Source organism: Nocardiopsis sp. NRRL B-16309 (genome assembly GCF_001279585.1).
Lineage (GTDB): Bacteria > Actinomycetota > Actinomycetes > Streptosporangiales > Streptosporangiaceae > Nocardiopsis.
Genome location: NZ_LGEC01000016.1, coordinates 156,866 through 174,253 on the forward strand (window position 1 = coordinate 156,866; position 17,388 = coordinate 174,253).

The following is a 17,388-nucleotide window of genomic DNA, read 5'->3' on the forward strand; positions in this document are numbered from 1 at the left end:
ACGCCCTCTGCGGTGTGCACGTCGCGGGCCGATTCGGTGTCCTACGTAATCGAGGCCATGTCTCATCCTCGCCACAACCTGCCCCTGTCCGCCGGCGAGTTCATCCGGTTCGTCGGACGCGAGCGCGACATCGTCGACCTCGGCCGTCTGCTCGGCACCGCCAGACTCGTCACCCTGACGGGCACCGGCGGCATCGGCAAGACCCGGCTCGCCCTCCACCTGGCCGAGCGCGTGCTCCGCCGGTTCCCCGACGGTGCGCGCTTCGTCGACCTCAGCGAAGCCTCCACGCACGAGCAGGCGCTGCGCGCCGTGGCCGTGAGCCTCCAGGCGGTCGAGGACGACGCCCGGACGATGACGGACGCCATCATCACGTCCCTGCGCACCCAGAACCTCCTGCTGCTCCTGGACACCTGCGAGCACGCCGTCGGGCCGATGGCCGAACTCTGCCAGGCGATCCTGCGCGACTGCCCCCGCGTGCGGATCCTGGCGACCAGCCGCCAGCCGCTGCACGTGCCCGAGGAGAGCATCTGGCGGGTGCCGCCGCTCTCGCTGCCCTCGCGCCCCACCCCCACCGATCCCTACGCCGACGACCCGGCCCCCATCCCCCGGCGCGACACCCAGCGCTACGAGTCGGTGCGCCTGTTCGTCACACGCGCGCACGCGGCCCGCGCCGGCTTCGAGATGACCCGCGAGAACTCCGGCTACGTCGCCGAGATCTGCCGGATGCTGGACGGCATGCCGCTGGCGATCGAACTGGCCGCGGCGCGCGTGCGCGTGCTGAGCGTCCAGCAGATCCTGCGCCGCCTGGACGACCGCTTCCAGCTGCTCACCAGCGACGGCTCCGGCGACCTGCCGCCCCGCCAGCGCACCCTGCGCGCGGTCCTGGAGTGGAGCCACGGCCTGCTCACCGAGCCCGAGCGGCTGCTGCTGCACCGGTTGTCGGTGTTCACCACCTGGAACCTGGAGGCGGCCGAGGAGGTGTGCTCGGGCGAGGGCGTGGCCTCCGCCGACATCCTGCCCCTGCACTTCTCCCTCCTGGACAAGTCCCTGGTCGTCATCGACGCCGAGATCGACGGCACCGCGCACTACCGCCTGACGGAGACGGTGCGCGCCTACGCCGCCGAGCACCTGGCCGCCCAGGGCCGCGAGGAGCACGAGCGCTGGTCGCGGTACCTGCGGTTCTGCGTCGCGCAGCTGGAGACGGCCGCCAAGCGCTCGCTGACCCCGCTGGAGTGGTCGGAGCGGCTGTCGCAGCTGCGCCTGCTCGACCACCACCGCGACAACTACGGGCGGGTGGTCGACTGGGCGCTGGGCGCCGGCCGCGTCGCCGAGGCCCTGCGCGTGTGCCTGGCGCTGCGCCCCTACTGGATGGTGCGCGACCTCGCGTCCGAGGGCAGCCGCCTCCTGGGGCGGGTGCTGGCCACCGCCCCCGACGACCAGCCCCCGACCCTGCGCACGCGCGCCCTGGCGCTCCAGGCGGAGCTGCGGCTGGACATCGACACCGCTCCGGCGACCACGACACTGGCCCTGAGCGCGCTGGAGGCGGCCCGGGCGTGCCGTGAGGCGGGGGCCGCGGCCTCCGCCCTGGCCACCCTGGCGTCGCTGGCCCTGCGCACGGGAGCGGCCGAGGAGGCCCGCGCACACGCCGAGCGGGCGCAGGAGTGGATCGCCGAGGTCCACGACCCGATCACCGAGGGGACCGTCCTCGACGTGCTCGCCCAGCTGGCGCGCCGGGCGGGGCACACGGACGAGGCCGTCGCGCACCTGGAGCGCAGCATGGCGATGGGCGAGGAGCTCGGTGACCGCTGGGGCTCGGCGCGTTGCCTGCACGGCCTGGGCGCGATCGCCGCGGAGCAGCGCGACTTCGTCCGGGCGCGCGCGCTGTGCGCCGAGGCGCTGTCGGTCTTCGAGGAGCTGGACGCCGCGCCGGCCACGGCCCGCTGCGCCCGGGCCCTGGGCCGCCTGCACCTGGCCGAGGGGGACGTCATGGCGGCCCGCGAGCCGCTCGCGACGTGCCTGAGGGTGAGCTTCACGTCCGGGCAGCGGATCGCGGTCGCACGGGCCCTGGAGGCGCTGGCGGAGCTGGCGCTGGCCGAGGAGGAGGCCGAGCGCGCCGCCGCGCTCACGGGCGTGGCCTCGGACCTGCGGACGTCGCTGGACCGCCCGTCCGGTGAGACCGTCCGGCTCAGGTCGGCGGTGGAGCGCCGGGTGGGGGCGGCCCGCGCGGCCGAGGCCTGGAACGCCTGGCGCTCGCTGCCGCTGGAGCAGGTCCGCGACCGCGCGCTGGCGTTCCCGCAGGTGGTGACCGAGGAGTCACCCTACGGAGCCCTGACGCCCCGGGAGCGCGAGATCGCCGAGCTGGCCGAACACGGTCTGTCCAACCGGGAGATCGCCGAACGGCTCACGATCAGCCAGGCGACCGCGGCCCGGCACATCGCGAACATCTTCAGAAAACTCTCCATTTCGTCGAGGACACAGTTGACCGGCTGGAGCGCTTCCCGTGACCCTGGCTGAGCACCGCGCGCGGCTCCGGAAGCACTTGCACAGTGCGCGTGCACGCGCTAAACCAGGAACTCCGTACACCGCTGCCCACCTCACTCCCTGCCCCGATCCGACGACCCCTCTCCCGCCCCGGTGAGGGCCTCCCACCCGCCTCCCACCATCGGCCCCGAGCACGACGCGGGGGGAGGCGGCTTCCGACCCTGACCGGGAGTTTCCGGCTCCCGGTCCTCCCGCCCCCGAGCACGACGCGAAGGGAGGGGGCCTCCACCCCCGACCGGGAGCCTCCGGCTCCCGCTCCTCCTCTGTCAGCCCCTACAAGTGAAGGCCATGGCACCTTTGACCGCGCCCGCGCGGCACAACCTCCCCCGGCCGGGGACCGGCTTCGTGGGCCGCGAGCGGGATCTGAGCGATCTGCTCCGCCTGCTCGGCTCCAGCCGCTCCGTCACCCTGTGCGGGGCCGACGGCATCGGCAAGACCCGGCTGGCGCTCCGGGTGGCCGAGCAGTCCACGGCCTCCTTTCCCGACGGCGTGTGGATGGCCGACCTCACCGACGCCCGGTCGACGCTGGAGGTGTACGCCCGTGTGGCGCACGCGGTCAGAGTGGTGGAGGAGCCGGGGCAGCCGCTGTCGGCCACGGTGACCGAGGCGCTGCGGCACCGCCGTCTGCTGCTGGTGCTGGACTCCTGTGAGCACGTGGCGGACGAGGTCGTGGGCGTCGGCGAGTCGCTGCTCGCCTCGTGCCCGAACGTGTCGGTGCTGGTGACGAGTGAGGAGCCGATCCGGCTGTCCGGCGGGACGGTGTGGCGCGTTCCGGCGATGGCGCCGCCCGTGGCGGCGCGCAACGCGCCGCCGCCGGACCCGGCCGACGGCGAGGCGGTCCGCCTGTTCCTGGACCGTGCCCGGACCCGCGACCCCCGCTTCTCCGCGTCGCCGGAGGAGCTGGAGGACGTCGCCGTCGTGTGCGACCTGGCGGGCGGCGTGCCGCTGGCGATCGAGGTGCTGGGCGCGAGCGCGCCCGAGACCGGGCCGGACGGGCTCGCCCGCGGCCTGCGCTCCCACCTGGCCTCGCCGTTCGCGCGGCCCGGCCCCGGCCAGGCGGTCTCGCGCAACGAGGTGCTGCCGCTGGTGCTGGACTACGTCTACGAGTCGCTGCCCGAGCCCGAGCGCCTCCTGCTGCGGCGGCTGTCGGTGTTCCGCGGCTGGGACCTGGAGCTGGCCGAGCAGGTCTGCTCCGACGAGGTCCTGCCCGAGGCCGACATCCTCGATCTGCTGACGTCTCTGCTGGACCGGTCCCTGATCACCGTCACCGGCGAGTTCGAGGGCCGGGTCCGCTACCGGCTGCCGGAGGCCGTGCGCCGGTTCGCCCAGGAGCGGCTGTCGGGGGCGGGTGAGGCGGAGGTGTTCCAGGAGCGGTTGATGGCCCGGATGCTCCGCCTGGCCGAGGACCTGGGCCGGCGGCTGGAGTCGAGCCGGGGCATGCCCTGGGCCGAGCGCGACTCCGGGCGCCAGAGGGTGATCGCCGAGTACGACACCCTGCGCTCCCTGCTGCGCTGGTCCTACCAGCGCGGTGCCGCCGAGCCCGGCCTGCGGCTGTGCGTGAGCCTGACCGCCCACTGGGTGAGCCACCACAACTACTCCGAGGGCGCGCACTGGCTGGACCGGCTGCTGGCGCTGGACGAGGCCGCCAAGGCGCCCTCGCGCGCCCGCGCCCTGGTCGGGCGCGCCCAGCTGGCCCGGGTGCGCCGCGACCACGAGCTGGCGCTGTCCATGGGCGAGGAGGGGCTGCGGCTGTGCCGCGAGGCGGGCGACGACGTGTTCGTCCGTACCGCCCTGAACCTGCTGGCCCTGGTGGGCGTGCGCTCGCGCACGCCGGACCGGGCGGCGGTGCGGGTCGAGGAGGCGCTGCGGCTGTGCCGTGACGCCGGCGACGTGTGGGGCGAGGCGATCGCGCTGGGCACCCGTGCGGCCCTGGTGGCCCAGCAGGGCGACTACCCCAGCTCCGACCAGCACTACACGACCGCGCTGGCGCTGCTGCGCGGCATGGACCACCGCTGGGGCGTGGCGGTGACCCTCATGGGCCAGGCGCGGGCCGCCGAGGCCAACGACGACCTCATGACGGCGGACCGCTGCTACCGGGAGGCGCTGGACACCCAGCGCGTCATCGGGTCGGTGGCCGAGGAGGCGCGCTGCCTGGCCGGGATCGGCCGGGTGGCGCACGCGCTGGGCTCCACGGAACAGGCCTACGACTACCTCAGCGAGGGGCTGGTGCTCAGCCATTCGACGGGGCAGCGCGCCGAGGCGGCGCGGACGCTGGTCGCGATCGCGCGGGTGGCGTTCGGCTCGGGCCTGCGCGAGGAGGCGTGCCTGCTCGCCGGGTCGGCGACCGAGGTGCGGTCGGACCTGGGCCTGATGACCCACGAGGCGCCGTGGCCGTTCGTGAAGGTGGAGCGGGTCCGTCGGCGGCGCCGGCGGCTGGTCGACTGGTGGGAACGGGGTCGGGCGATGCCGCTGTCGGACGCCGTGGACCTCGCCGAGCGTGTGGCGGTGGACGGCCGCCGCCCTCCGTCGCGATCGCCGCGCATGCGGGGCCGCGAGGCGGGTACAACGCCCGACAGCGGACGGGAGCACCCGGAACCCCGGGAGGACCCCGACGGGCGCTCCGGGACCACGGCACCCGCCCCCGCGGAGTCGGAGCCCCCCAGCTCGCGGCTCACCCAGCGGGAGCTGGAGATCGCACGGCTGGTGAGCCGGGGCAAGAGCAATCCGGAGATCGCCCGGACGCTCTTCATCACGCCCTCGACCGCCGCGCGGCACGTGGCCAACATCAACCGGAAGATGGGCTTCCACTCGCGGACGCAGATCGCGGCGTGGGTGGAGCGGCACCGCGACACCGGCTGAACGAGGGGCTCCGGAGCCCTCGCGAATCGCCCGGAACGGGCTGTGTAGTCAGTGCGCCGACAGAATCTACATATGCATCTGCATCGCAATATGCATGTGCATCTGGCTGTGAACGCGCTAGGCTTCCAGACATGGAACTCAGGCCCTTCCGCTCGCTGGAGCGGCGGTGGACGCAGGGGTTCCGACAGCGGCCGTCGGGCCCGGGCCGAACACCGGGCACCCGTCGGACCGTCAGCCCCGGGCCCGTCCCGGGGCCGGTGGAACCGTGCGAGCGCGGGGTGGAACCTGGGGAGGGCCCCCGCCTCCGCACGGCGCTGCCGGGCTCGCCACGTGGAGGGGGCGTGACGAGCCCGCGCAGCGGATCCGTCGTCGTGTGGACGAGTGGGGGTACGCATGGGGGTTGGTCTGACTTCAGGAACCGAGCGGTCGGGACGCCACCTGCCGCGCAGGGACGACCCGATCGGATCACTGACCGGGGGTCTGTGCGAGCGGCTGCGGTTGCGGCCGACCCGAGGGGGGTCGATCCGCGGCGCCGGCCGCCGGGTGGACGCGCTGACGTTCGCCGCGACGGTGGAGCGCGCCGCCGCCGGGCTGAGCCGCCGGGGCCTGTGCCTGGGCGACGTCGTGGGCGTGCTCGCACCGGTCTCGCCGGACCGGTTCACGGCCACGTACACGGTGATGGCCGTGGGGGGCCGGGCGCTTCCGCTGTCCACGGAGTCCGACCCCGACACCCAGTGCGCGGTGCTCGCCGAGACCGACGCCCGGCTGCTGCTGGTGAGCGCGGACCTGGCGACGACCGCCCTGGAGCTGGCCGAGCGCTCGCGCGTGCGGCAGGTGATCGCCTTCGGCGGCGCCCTGGGCACGACGCCCTTCGACGACCTGTTGCAGCCGAGCCCGGACGGTAACGGCTACAACCCCACCCGGGGCCTGTTCGACAACGGCATCCTCGGCTACGACCGCACGCCCGAGGGGATCCTGACCACCCTCTACCCGCACAGCGACCTCATGGCCCGCTTCACCGACCTGCGCGGGCGGCTGGAGCTGACCGCCGACGACGTCGTGGCGGTGGACGAGCGGGGCGACGAGCCCACTCGTGCCGCCCTGGTGGCGCTGGCGCTCTGGACGGGCGCGTGCGTGGTGTGCGGCACCGGCTCCCCGGCCCCGGAGGGGCGCCAGGTCACCGTGCGGTGCGCCCCCGAGCCGGTCCGCGTCGCCCACCCCCGTGCCGAAGGCATGTGCTGACCCGAGGTCCGCGGCACGACCGGCGCCACGGGTGAGTCCACGGAGGATGCCGTAGGCTCCGGCGCCATGGAGAACGCACTCACGTACGAAGGCGGCGCCTTCGTCAACTTCCGGCTCTTCCGGTGGCGGGGTCCGTGGGCGCACGGGTTCCGGTGGGTCAGCACGAAACATCTGCGGTTCTCCCCGGGGTCCGCCTCCGACGCGGATCTGCTCGCCGCGCTCATCGGGCACGAGCAGTTCCGCGACGCCTACGCGGGCAGCGGGGTGCGGCCGGACGAGATCAGGCACGGCCCGTACTGGCTGAGGCTGATCACCCCGCGCGAGTACGACGCCGTGGGCCGGGAGGAGTGTGCGCGCGTCCTTCGGGAGTGGGCGAACCAGTACGAGCCCGTGCCCGCCGACCTGGAGGCGGTTCTGGAGCGGGAGGCCTTCGCCTGTGTGGCCGCGGCCGACCGCGTCCACCACCTGAGGGAACTCGGAGACGGTGCCGTCCATGACTGGGGGCGCGTGCAGGACTGCTTCCACGAGTTCGTGCTCATCGACCGCTCGGCCGGACGGATCACGCTCCTCGTCGCCACCGACGACTGAGCCGGTCCGCGAGCCGCCCCGGGTCCCTAGCCCGCGGCGGCGTCGACCGTGGCCCGGGGATCGTCGATCTCGAACCAGGCCACGTGCGTGTCCTCGTTCCAGTAGTCGCCGCTGCGGGTGGCGCAGCTGTCGACGATGAGCTTGCCGCGACCGAAGTCCTCGCCGTCGTCGCGGGAGTGCCCTCCCTCGCCCTCGCGTTCGCCCTGGTCGGCCACGGCGACGCGGAGCCGTCCGGCGTCGGAGCGGATGAACAGCGTCATGACACCGCCGCTCTGCCCCGAGCGCGAGTGCAGCAGCGCGTTGGTCGCCAGCTCGCTGACCGCGAGCTCGGCGTCGTCGAGGACCTCGTCGGAGTGGCCCATGCGGTCGAGGAACTCGCGCACCCGTGCGCGGACCGAGCGGACCGCGGTGAGGTTGCCCGCGCAGCTCCACACGGTGTGGTCGGTGACGCCTCCGGTCACGTCCGCGACATCGATCGCCGCGACGTCCGGGGTGATGCCGTCCGGGGCGTCCGCGGGCACGAACTCGCGGAGTTGCCTCGCCTCAGCCATCCGGTCACTCCAATCACCCGCGTCGGGCGCGCGGGTCGCGCCGCCTGCACTCACCTTAGACAAGGGCGTACGTGCTCCAGAACAGCACACCCGGCTTCGGCATGCCGGGGATTGGCCACAAAACCCCGCCCCGTGTCCTCCCCGAGGAGGACAAAGGAAACGCTCCGGACCCCAGGCGAACCCATGTGAGGTGTAACACGCAGGCAATGCGCGTGGTCACGGCGGTGGCCGGATTCGGCCGCCGGCGGGGCTTCCCACCACCTCGGCCCACCGCGCACCTGCACGCACAGCAGCCACACGGGATCTCACCGTCACCACCCCGTCATGGAAACCGGCGAAACGGATAAATCACCCGTTAAACACCACGGTTTCACTTCCCGGAGACATCGATTAGGGCACAACCCCCGGTACCCCGAGCGCGGTGGACACCGCTCTGGGAGCGCGGGCGCGATGCGCACACGACCCCGCGGAGTGCCCGCGCCGGTCGCCGGGAAGTACCAGGCCACGGCCGGTTTCACCACCCCGGCACGCGGAGGGTTCGCCGCCCCGGACGGCACGCCGAAACCGTCACGTGTCACCACATGAGTGCATTTGACGCTCTCATCAGGCGCAACAAGGATCAAGGGCGTCGACGCCGGCCCCATGTCCCGTGCCCCACGGGCGCCGCCCCCCACCCGGCGTCGGCACCCGGTAGTTCCCAGTCCAGACGAGGTGTCCTGTGCCGTCCCAGTCCGAAGACCCCACCGTCCGCGTGCTCGGCGTTCCCAGCCGCCGTTCCCTCCTCAAGGCGTCGGCCGCGGGAGCGGCCGTCACGCCCGTCCTGGCCGCCTGCGGCGGAGACGAGGGGTCCGAGGGCTCCGGGGACGGCGAGCCGCAGCGGGGCGGCCACCTGCGCGTCGGCATCGCGGGCGGCGGTGCCAGCGACACCCTCGACGCGCACGACCCCACCGACAATGTCGACATCGCGCGCAACTACGCGCTGTACGCGTCGCTGATGCGCTACAGCAACGACGGGACCATCGAGCCGTACCTGGCCGAGTCCCTGGAGTCCAACGACGACGGCACCGAGTGGACCCTGGTCCTCAAGGAGGGCCTGACCTTCCACGACGAGTCGCCCGTGACCGCCGACTCGGTCGTCTACTCGCTCCGGCGCATCCTGGACCCGGACGACCCCATGCGCGGCGCCGGCGACCTGGAGGGCGTCGACTACGAGGGCCTGGAGGTCGTGGACGAGCGCACGGTGGTCGTCCACTGCACCGAGCCCATGGTCACCCTGCCCGAGGCCCTGGCCGAGTACTACAACTGCGTGGTGCCCGAGGGCTACGACCCCGACGAGCCGATCGGCTGCGGCCCCTTCCGGCTGACCGAGTTCACCGTCGGCGAGTACAGCCTCATGGCGCGGCACGAGGGCTACCACGAGGAGGGCCTGCCCTACGTCGACGAGCTGGAGATCATCGACTTCCCCGAGGACGATGCCCGCGTCAACGCGCTGAGCAGCCAGAACGTCGACATCATCAGTCAGGTGCCGCACGCCCAGGTCGCGATCATCGAGGGCGACCCGTCGCTGTCGATCATGGAGTCCGAGACCGGCATGTGGCTGCCGTTCACCATGCGCGTGGACCAGGCCCCCTTCGACGACGTGCGCGTGCGCCAGGCGTTCCGGCTCATCGTGGACCGCCAGGAGATGATCGACCAGGCGCTGTCCGGCTACGGGCAGATCGGCAACGACATGTACGCGCGGATGGACCCCTCCTACCCCGAGGACTTCGAGCAGCGCGACCAGGACCTGGAGGAGGCCCGCCGCCTGCTGGACGAGGCCGGCCACGGCGACGGCCTGGAGGTCGAGCTGGTCACCAGCGACATCAGCGTGGGTGTGGTCGCCGCCGCCGAGGTCTTCAAGGAGCAGGCCACCGAGGCCGGGGTCACCGTCACCCTGCGCCGGGTCAACCCCAGCGACTACTGGAACCCGGAGGAGGGCTTCCCCTACGCCTTCGGCCAGGACTTCTGGAGCGCCCGCAACTACATCACGCAGACCGCGCAGGGCTCGGTCGTGGGCGCGCCCTACAACGAGACGATGTGGGGCGAGGACGAGGAGTGGGTCGAGCTCGTCGACCAGGCCCGCAGCACCTCCGACCTGGAGGAGCGCAACGAGATCATCCGGCAGGCGCAGCGGATCGAGTACGAGGAGGGCGGCTACATCGTCTGGGGCTTCGTCAACCTGATCGACGCCCACACGACGAGCGTGCACGGGCTGGAGCCCGCGGTCTCCGGCCACCCCCTGGGTTCCTACGCCTTCCACCGGGTGTGGATGGACCAGTAGGACGGCACCGCCCGCGGGGGCGGGTGCTCCGGGCACCCGCCCCCGTCCGACCGCAACCGAAAGCTCACCATGACTCGACTCATCGTCGTCCGGCTCCTCTTCGGCGCCCTGACGCTCTGGGCGGTGTCCCTCGTGGTCTTCGCCGCCACCCAGGCGCTTCCCGGCGACGCCGCCCAGCTCATCCTCGGACGCGACGCGACGCCCGAGCGCCTGGCCGTGCTGCGCGAACAGCTCAACCTGGGCGAACCCGTGGCCGTGCAGTACATGCAGTGGCTCCAGGGCATCGTCCAGGGCGACCTGGGCACCTCGTTCTCCAACCGCCGGCCCGTCGCGGAGTACCTCGCCTCGCCCGTCCAGAGCTCGTTGACCCTGATGGGGCTGTCCGCGCTCGTGGCCACGCCGGTGGCGCTGGCCGTCGGCGCGTTCAGCGCGCTGCGCAGGGACCGGGCCTTCGACCACACCTCGTCGATGGGAACGCTGATCGTGGCGTCCATCCCCGAGTTCGTCGTCGGCATCCTGCTGATCCTGCTGCTGGGCCCCGGCGGCCTGGACCTGTTCCCGTCGGTGTACGCCCGCCAGGGCGGCCCCGACCAGTGGATCCTGCCCGTCCTGACGCTGTCGCTGGCCGTGGCCCCGCCGATCGTGCGCATGATGCGGGCGACGATGATCGAGGTCCTGGAGAGCGAGTACGTCCAGCAGGCACGGCTCAAGGGCATGAGTGAACGGCTCGTGCTCTGGCGCCACGCCGCGCCCAACGCCATCGGCCCGGTCGCCCAGGTCGTCGCTCTGCAGCTGGCGTGGCTGGCCGGCGGCGTGGTGGCGATCGAGTACCTGTTCAACTTCCCCGGCGTCGGCAAGGTGCTGATGGACGCCATCGCGAACCGCGACGTGCCGCTGATCCAGGCCGTCGTGCTCCTCATCGCCGGGATCTACATCCTCGTCAACCTGGTCGCCGACGTGATCGGTCTGGCTGCCAACCCGAAGGTGAGGGTCGCGAACCGATGAGTACGCCTTCGACACCGACGGCCGAGGCCGTCGCCGCCCCGCCCCGGCGCCGCCCCGGACTGTTCCGGACCGCGTGGCGGTTCGGCCGGACCAAGGTGGGCGTGGTCCTGACCGCGCTGGTGGTCCTGGTGGCCGTGGTGGGCCCGTTCGTGGCCCCGTACACGCCGACGGAGTTCGTGGCCAAGCCGTTCGAGACGGGCGTGGACGGCGTCCTGTTCGGCGGCGACAACCGCGGCAGGGACGTGCTCACGCGCTTCCTCTGGGGCGGGTGGACCCTGCTCGTGCTGGCGGGCGCCGCCGCCGGGATCGGCGTGGCCGCGGGCACCGTCGTCGGCATCGTCGCCGGCTACCAGGGCGGATGGCTGGACAACGCCCTGATGCGCGTCAACGACGTCCTGCTGGCCTTCCCCCAGCTCATCGCGGCGCTGCTGGTGATGTCGATCATCGGCCCCCAGGTGTGGCTGATCGTGGCCGTCATCGCGGTCTCGCACCTGCCGCGCGTGGCCCGGGTCATCCGCGAGGCGACCCGCAAGGTCATCGAGCAGGACTACGTCAAGGCCGCCGAGGCGATCGGCCTGCCCCGCACGCGGATCATGGCGGTGGAGATCCTGCCGAACGTGACCAGCCCGCTGCTGGTGGAGCTGGGCCTGCGCCTGACCTACTCGATCGGCGTGGTGGCCGTCCTGGGCTTCCTCGGCATGGGTCTGCAGCCGCCGACGGCCGACTGGGGCCTGATGATCAACGAGAACCGCCAGGGCATGGCCGTGCAGCCGTGGGCCGTGGCACTGCCCGTGACCGCGATCGCGGTCCTGACGATCGGCGCCAACCTCATCACCGACGGGCTCTCACGGGCCGCGATCGGCATCGACCGGGGGGTCGAGAAGTGACACAGGAGAACACGCCGGACGACACCACCGCACTGCTGGTCGACGGCCTCACCGTGATCGGGCGTCCCTCGGACGTGGAGATCATCAGCGGCGTGTCCATCACGGTGCGGCGCGGTGAGATCCTCGGCCTGGTCGGCGAGTCCGGATCGGGCAAGACCACGCTGGGGCTCTCGCTCCTGGCGCACTGCAAGCGGGCCACGGAGATCTCCGGCGGCCGCGTGGAGGTGGCCGGGGCCGACCTCGCGACGCTGTCCGAGCAGGGCGTGAGGGCGCTGCGGGGCCGGGCGGTGGCCTACATCCCGCAGTCCCCCGCCTCGGCGCTCAACCCCGCGCTCAGGCTGCGCACGCAGCTGCGCGAGGCCCTGCACGACTCCTCCCTGTCCGCGGGCGAGGTGTCCGAGCGGGTGCGCGAGGTGCTGCGCGAGGTCGCGCTGCCCGACGACGACGCCTTCCTGGCGCGCTACCCGCACCAGCTGTCGGGGGGCCAGCAGCAGCGCGTGGCGATCGCCATGGCCTTCATCGGACGGCCGGACGTGATCGTGCTCGACGAGCCGACCACGGGCCTGGACGTGACCACGCAGGCGCACGTGCTGGACACCATCCGCCGGATGACCCGCGACTACGGGACGGCGGGCGTCTACATCAGCCACGACATGGCGGTCGTCGCCGGCCTGGCCGACGAGATCGCGGTCATGTACCAGGGCGAACTGGTCGAGCGCGGGCGCACCGAGGAGGTCATGGCGGCGCCCGGGCACGAGTACACGCGCCGCCTGCTGCGGGCCGTCCCGCTGCTGCGGACCGACCACCGCCCCGAGGAGTCCGCCCCCGAGGAGGAGCCGCTGCTGCGGGTGCGCGGGCTGTCCGCCGGGTACGGGCGCACCACGGTGCTGGAGGACATCGACGTGTCGGTCTCGCGCGGGGAGTGCGTGGCGCTGCTGGGCGAGTCCGGATCGGGCAAGACCACCCTGTCCCGGTCCGTCGTGGGCCTGCACCACCAGTTCTCCGGCGAGATGCTCTTCGACGGCGCGCGACTGGCCACCGGAAGCTACCGGCGCACCGCCGAGCAGCGGCGGCGCGTGCAGTACGTGTTCCAGAACCCCTACGAGGCGCTGAACCCGCGCAAGCGCGTGCGCGACCAGATCCTGGGCCCCTACCGTCACCTGGTGGGACGGCCGCAGGACCCGGACGCCGTGGTGGCCGAGGCACTGGAGCGCGCCGCCCTGTCGGCCTCCTACGCGAACCGCTTCCCGGAGCAGCTCAGCGGCGGCGAGCGCCAGCGGGTGTGCATCGCCCGCGCGGTGGCCACCAAGCCCGACCTGCTGGTGTGCGACGAGATCACCTCGGCCCTGGACGTGTCGGTGCAGGCGGAGATCGTCGCGCTGCTGCGCAACCTCCAGGACGCGGGGATGGCTCTGCTGTTCGTCACCCACAACATCGCGCTGGTGTCCAACATCGCCGACCGCGTCGCGGTGCTCAACAAGGGCCGGATCGTGGAGTACGGGCCGGTCGGGGAGGTGATGTCGGCGCCCGAGCACGAGTACACGCGTGCGCTGATCGCCGACACGCCGGACTTCGCGCCTCAGGGCGCTTAACGCCGGGTGGTTCGGGGCGCTTGACTCGGGGCGCTTCACGCCGGGTCCTTCGTCGTCGCTACTGCCTGGCTCGTTCCTCGCTGGCGGCAGAGACTCCTCCTGCAGGCACCCAGGCACCGGCGCGCCCCTCGCCCGTGCTCTCTTTGGGCCTCCGCTCGTTCCTCGCTTCGGCCCGGCCAACCCCCCCTGTGGTTCCGGCGGGCGGAACCGCTGACCCGACCCCCAGTGGTTCTGGCAGCGGGACCGCTCGCCTCGAACCCCCTGCGGCCGAGGCAAGCGAACCCGCCCGCCTTCGGCCCCACGGGTACCGGTCTCACCTACGCCCTCCCGGGGTACCAGTGGGCGGGACCACTCACCTACGCTCTCTGGGTCCCGGCGAACCGGCTGCTCGCCCTCAACCCCACGGGTATCGGTGGGCGCGAACGCTCACGTCTCATGCCCGAGGGGCACACCAGGTGGCCGCCGACCTTCAACCCCTCGGGTGTACCGGCGGGTTCGCTGGCCTTCCACCTCACGGGTACCGGTGGGCGGGTTCGCTCCTCCTCAGTCCCCGGGTCACGGCGAATCGGGCTGCTCGCCTTCAACGCCTCGCTGGCCTTCGGGGGGTCGGCCGCGTGGTCGGGGTGTCAGAAGAGGACGGACATGACCTCGCCGACCTGGCGGAAGCCGACCCGGTGGTAGGCGGCGCGCGCGGGGGTGTTGAAGTCGTTGACGTAGAGCGTCACGCGGGGGGCGATCTCGGCGAGCGCGTACTCGACCACCGCCGCCATCCCGGCCGTGGAGTGGCCGCGGCCGCGCAGGTCGGGGTGCACCCACACGCCCTGCACCTGGCAGGCGTGCGGTGTGACGGCGCCGATCTCGGCCTTGAACACGACCCGCCCGTCCTCGATGCGCGCGAACGCGCGTCCGGTGCGGACCAGTTCCTCGACCCGCGCCCGGTAGAGCGCGCCGCCGTCACCGGAGTCGGGCGGCACACCGACCTCCTCGGTGAACATCGCGACGCACGCGGGGACGAGGATGTTGAGCTCGGAGGGGCGTACTCGGCGTACCAGCGGGTCCGCGGCGACGAGCGGCGGGCCGTCGATCTCCAGGACGGGCTGGCTGGCGCGGATCACCCTGGCGGGCCCCCACGCCGGGGTGATGCGCCGCCAGAACTCGGCGACGGCGTCGACCGGGCCGACGATCGAGGAGCAGCGGCGACCGCGCCAGCGGGCGTGGTCGGCGAACCCGCGGATCGCTTCCGGGCCGGCGTTGACCGGGACGAGGTTGGCACCGGAGTAGCACAGGGCGGTCAGGCGTCCCCGGTCGACGTGGCCCCACACCTCGGTGCCGGTGGGACCGGCCGAGATCCCGGTCGCCATCAGCCGTGACGTGACGAAGACGTTTCCCACGGGATCGGTGTCCAGGAGCGCGTGGACGGCTTCGCGGTCCCGCTCTCCCAGGACCCGTACCGGCGAGGTCCGCAGCATCGCATCTCCCCCATCGTTCCGCCGACGTCGCGGCGGCCGCCGGTCACGGCCGCACGCGCCTGTTCGCGCCGATTCCAGCCTATTCGACCATGTCGGCCGAGTCCGAGGCGCGGTCGAGTCCGAAGGGCCCGACCCGCTGCAGGCCGGGCGCGGGGTCGCTCTGGGCCTCGCGGGGCCGCGGCTCGGGCCCGGCTTCGCAGACCAGGTCGGCGCCCGGCCCCGCCGCGGGCAGCTCGCCCCGGAGCAGGTAGGCGGAGACCGCCTCGTCCACACAGGGGTTGCCGGTCAGCGCGACGCCGTGCGTGCGGCCGCCGTCCTCGATGACCAGGGCGGATCCGGGCAGGCGCCGGTGCAGGGAGTGGGCGCCCTCGACCGGGGTCGCGCCGTCGCCGGTGGCGTGCACGACCAGCGCGTCGCCGGTGTAGGCGGGGTGCTCGTCGGGGCCGTCGCCGATCCCGAACCAGTCGTCGGCGGGCGCCGACCACGTGGCGCAGGGAGCGTTGTACCAGGTGTTGTGCCAGGCCATGAAGGGCGCGTCCTCGTGGACGTCCTCGGTGTCCGAGCGCCAGGTGTCCCAGTCCTTCGGCCAGTGGGAGTCGGTGCACTGGACGGCGAGGTAGCCGGCGTAGCCGTTGTCGCTGTCGGCGTCGTCGCCGTAGGTCTCGTGCAGGCCGGTCAGCGCAGTGGGATCGTCGTCGTTGACCTGCGCCGACAGGGCCGAGGCGACGGTCGGCCACGTGCGCCCGCTGTAGGCGACGACGATCACCACCCCCTCCAGCTCGGTGGGCCCCACCGTGCCCCCGGCCGGTTCGGTGCCCAGACGCTCCCGCAGACGGTAGTAGGCGTCGGCGACCTCCTCCGGTGTGCCGCCGAGGCCGTAGGCGTCCTCGTGGCGGGCGACCCAGGAGAAGAAGGTGCCGGCGGCGCGGTCCAGGGCACGGCTCTGCACGTGGTTGCTCTCGTACCAGGGGTTGTCGGGGTCGACCACGCTGTCCAGGACCAGGGCGCGCACGCGTTCTGGGTAGAGCGCGGAGTACACCGTGCCCAGGTAGGTGCCGTAGGAGTAGCCGAGGTAGTCGATGCGCTCCTCGCCCAGGGCGGCGCGGATGGCGTCCATGTCGTGGGCGGTGTCCTCGGTGCGCATGTGCCGCAGGACGGGGCCGCCGTGGTCGGCGCACGCCTGGGCGTGCGCCTCGGCCCGGTCCAGCAGGGCGGCCTCCTCCTCGGCACCGGCGGGGACGGTGTCGGGGCGCACCGGGGTGAAGTAGTCGGGGTCGCAGGCGGCCGCGGGGGTGGAGGCGCCGACGCCGCGGGGGTCGAAGGAGACGACGTCGTAGACCTCGCGCAGTTCCTCGGACATCCGCCGGTGGGTGTGGGCGGCCCACATGCGTCCGGCACTGCCGGGGCCGCCGGGGTTGACCAGCAGGGTGTGTTCGGCGGTTCCGGTGGCGGGGACGCGGGACAGCGCGAGGTCGACGGTCGCGTCCCGCCCGCTTCCGGCGTCGTCCCCTCGGGCCATCGGGACGGTGAGGGTCGCGCACTCCAGCGTCTCGTCGCCCACGGGTGCGATGTCCTGGCACGGGCTCCACTCCAGGGCCCTGAGGTCGACCCTGGTCGCCGGTGCCGTCTCGGCGGCCTGGACGGGCAGCGCCGCCACCAGGGAGGCCAGGACCGCTCCGGTGGAGGCGGTGGCCCAGGTTCGTGCTCGCACTCGTCGACTCCCTCACACCCGACCTGTTTCCCTCTGCATAGTTATCACTACGAAGTGTGACGATCAGCGGCGACACGAGGGCCTTCCTCCCACTGCCCGGTAGCATGTGCCCTGGTCAGATCGGAATGGGACGGAAGGTCGGTATGCGTCTGGATCGCGTCGATGAGCGGATCATCGCGATACTCGGCGCCGACGCGCGCATGAGCTTCGCCGAGATCGGCGGCTCGGTCGGCCTGAGCCCGTCCGCGGTCAAACGGCGTGTCGACCGGTTGGTGGAGTCCGGCGCGGTGCGCGGCTTCACCGTGGTGGTGGAGCCGCAGGCGATCGGGTGGACCACGGAGGCGTTCATCGAGCTGTACTGCCGGGCGCGCACCTCGCCCGGCGAGATCCGCACCGGGCTGGCCTCCTACGCGGAGATCACCTCGGCGTGCACGGTCACCGGTGAGGCCGACGCCATCGTCCAGGTGCGGGCCCGCGACACGCACCACCTGGAGGAGGTCATCGAGCGCATCGGCGCCGAGCCCTTCGTGGTGCGCACCAAGAGCACGCTGGTCCTGTCCCGGCTGGTCGACCAGCCGATCCTCGCCGGAACCGCCGACCTGCCCTGAGCCCGGCTCGGTGCC

At 72.9% G+C, this 17,388-nt stretch carries 12 protein-coding genes; 9 read left to right on the forward strand and 3 right to left on the reverse strand.

Features of this window, described 5'->3' with window-relative positions; translation table 11 throughout:
• Nucleotides 1–57: 57 nt before the first annotated feature.
• The 4 genes from ADL05_RS03740 (at nucleotide 58) to ADL05_RS03755 (ending at nucleotide 7,230) form a co-directional block, all read left to right on the forward strand.
• Nucleotides 58–2,514: a LuxR C-terminal-related transcriptional regulator gene (locus ADL05_RS03740; protein WP_053615434.1), complete on the forward strand. Its 2,457-nt coding sequence runs from the start codon at nucleotides 58–60 to the stop codon at nucleotides 2,512–2,514.
• Between the two features lie 324 nt (nucleotides 2,515–2,838).
• Complete coding sequence (locus tag ADL05_RS03745; protein ID WP_053615435.1) at nucleotides 2,839–5,400, forward strand: LuxR C-terminal-related transcriptional regulator; 2,562 nt, start codon at nucleotides 2,839–2,841, stop codon at nucleotides 5,398–5,400.
• Between the two features lie 393 nt (nucleotides 5,401–5,793).
• Nucleotides 5,794–6,642, forward strand: a complete 849-nt coding sequence (locus ADL05_RS03750; protein ID WP_053615436.1) for an AMP-binding protein — start codon at nucleotides 5,794–5,796, stop codon at nucleotides 6,640–6,642.
• Between the two features lie 66 nt (nucleotides 6,643–6,708).
• Nucleotides 6,709–7,230: a hypothetical protein gene (locus ADL05_RS03755; protein ID WP_053615437.1), complete on the forward strand. Its 522-nt coding sequence runs from the start codon at nucleotides 6,709–6,711 to the stop codon at nucleotides 7,228–7,230.
• Between the two features lie 26 nt (nucleotides 7,231–7,256).
• On the opposite strand, the gene ADL05_RS03760 is transcribed toward ADL05_RS03755, so the two are convergent.
• Nucleotides 7,257–7,781, reverse strand: coding sequence for an ATP-binding protein (locus ADL05_RS03760; protein WP_053615438.1), 525 nt, complete (start codon nucleotides 7,779–7,781; stop codon nucleotides 7,257–7,259).
• 718 nt (nucleotides 7,782–8,499) lie between these two features.
• Here ADL05_RS03760 and ADL05_RS03765 point away from each other — a divergent pair.
• The 4 genes from ADL05_RS03765 to ADL05_RS03780 all read left to right on the forward strand — a co-directional run bounded on the left by ADL05_RS03765 (nucleotide 8,500) and on the right by ADL05_RS03780 (nucleotide 13,585).
• Nucleotides 8,500–10,101, forward strand: coding sequence for an ABC transporter substrate-binding protein (locus ADL05_RS03765; RefSeq protein ID WP_053615439.1), 1,602 nt, complete (start codon nucleotides 8,500–8,502; stop codon nucleotides 10,099–10,101).
• A 69-nt stretch (nucleotides 10,102–10,170) separates the two neighbouring features.
• On the forward strand, nucleotides 10,171–11,106 hold the full coding sequence (locus ADL05_RS03770) for an ABC transporter permease (RefSeq protein WP_053615440.1): 936 nt from the start codon (nucleotides 10,171–10,173) through the stop codon (nucleotides 11,104–11,106).
• A complete protein-coding gene (locus tag ADL05_RS03775) occupies nucleotides 11,103–11,993 on the forward strand; it encodes an ABC transporter permease (protein WP_053615441.1) in 891 nt (296 codons plus the stop codon). The genes ADL05_RS03770 and ADL05_RS03775 overlap by 4 nt, the downstream gene beginning before the upstream one ends.
• On the forward strand, nucleotides 11,990–13,585 hold the full coding sequence (locus tag ADL05_RS03780; RefSeq protein WP_053615442.1) for an ABC transporter ATP-binding protein: 1,596 nt from the start codon (nucleotides 11,990–11,992) through the stop codon (nucleotides 13,583–13,585). Before ADL05_RS03775 ends, ADL05_RS03780 begins: the two co-directional genes overlap by 4 nt.
• Before the next feature lie 626 nt (nucleotides 13,586–14,211).
• Here ADL05_RS03780 and ADL05_RS03785 read toward each other — a convergent pair.
• Both ADL05_RS03785 and ADL05_RS03790 read right to left on the reverse strand, forming a co-directional pair.
• The gene (locus tag ADL05_RS03785) at nucleotides 14,212–15,054 is read right to left on the reverse strand and encodes a GNAT family N-acetyltransferase (RefSeq protein ID WP_053615443.1); all 843 of its coding nucleotides are present in this window, start codon (nucleotides 15,052–15,054) and stop codon (nucleotides 14,212–14,214) included.
• A gap of 79 nt (nucleotides 15,055–15,133) precedes the next feature.
• A complete protein-coding gene (locus ADL05_RS03790; RefSeq protein ID WP_053615444.1) occupies nucleotides 15,134–16,765 on the reverse strand; it encodes an alpha/beta hydrolase in 1,632 nt (543 codons plus the stop codon).
• A gap of 143 nt (nucleotides 16,766–16,908) precedes the next feature.
• Here ADL05_RS03790 and ADL05_RS03795 point away from each other — a divergent pair, with 143 nt between their 5' ends.
• A complete protein-coding gene (locus tag ADL05_RS03795) occupies nucleotides 16,909–17,373 on the forward strand; it encodes an Lrp/AsnC family transcriptional regulator (protein ID WP_053615445.1) in 465 nt (154 codons plus the stop codon).
• Nucleotides 17,374–17,388: the final 15 nt, after the last annotated feature.

What these genes read in the sequence shown, in the direction of transcription:
- ADL05_RS03770 (WP_053615440.1), top strand. Translation starts at nt 10,171, where the DNA reads ATGACTCGACTCATCGTCGTCCGGCTCCTCTTCGGCGCCCTGACGCTC.
- ADL05_RS03760 (WP_053615438.1), bottom strand. Translation starts at nt 7,781, where the DNA reads ATGGCTGAGGCGAGGCAACTCCGCGAGTTCGTGCCCGCGGACGCCCCG.
- ADL05_RS03755 (WP_053615437.1), top strand. Translation starts at nt 6,709, where the DNA reads ATGGAGAACGCACTCACGTACGAAGGCGGCGCCTTCGTCAACTTCCGG.
- ADL05_RS03750 (WP_053615436.1), top strand. Translation starts at nt 5,794, where the DNA reads ATGGGGGTTGGTCTGACTTCAGGAACCGAGCGGTCGGGACGCCACCTG.
- ADL05_RS03795 (WP_053615445.1), top strand. Translation starts at nt 16,909, where the DNA reads ATGCGTCTGGATCGCGTCGATGAGCGGATCATCGCGATACTCGGCGCC.
- ADL05_RS03785 (WP_053615443.1), bottom strand. Translation starts at nt 15,054, where the DNA reads ATGCTGCGGACCTCGCCGGTACGGGTCCTGGGAGAGCGGGACCGCGAA.
- ADL05_RS03740 (WP_053615434.1), top strand. Translation starts at nt 58, where the DNA reads ATGTCTCATCCTCGCCACAACCTGCCCCTGTCCGCCGGCGAGTTCATC.
- ADL05_RS03775 (WP_053615441.1), top strand. Translation starts at nt 11,103, where the DNA reads ATGAGTACGCCTTCGACACCGACGGCCGAGGCCGTCGCCGCCCCGCCC.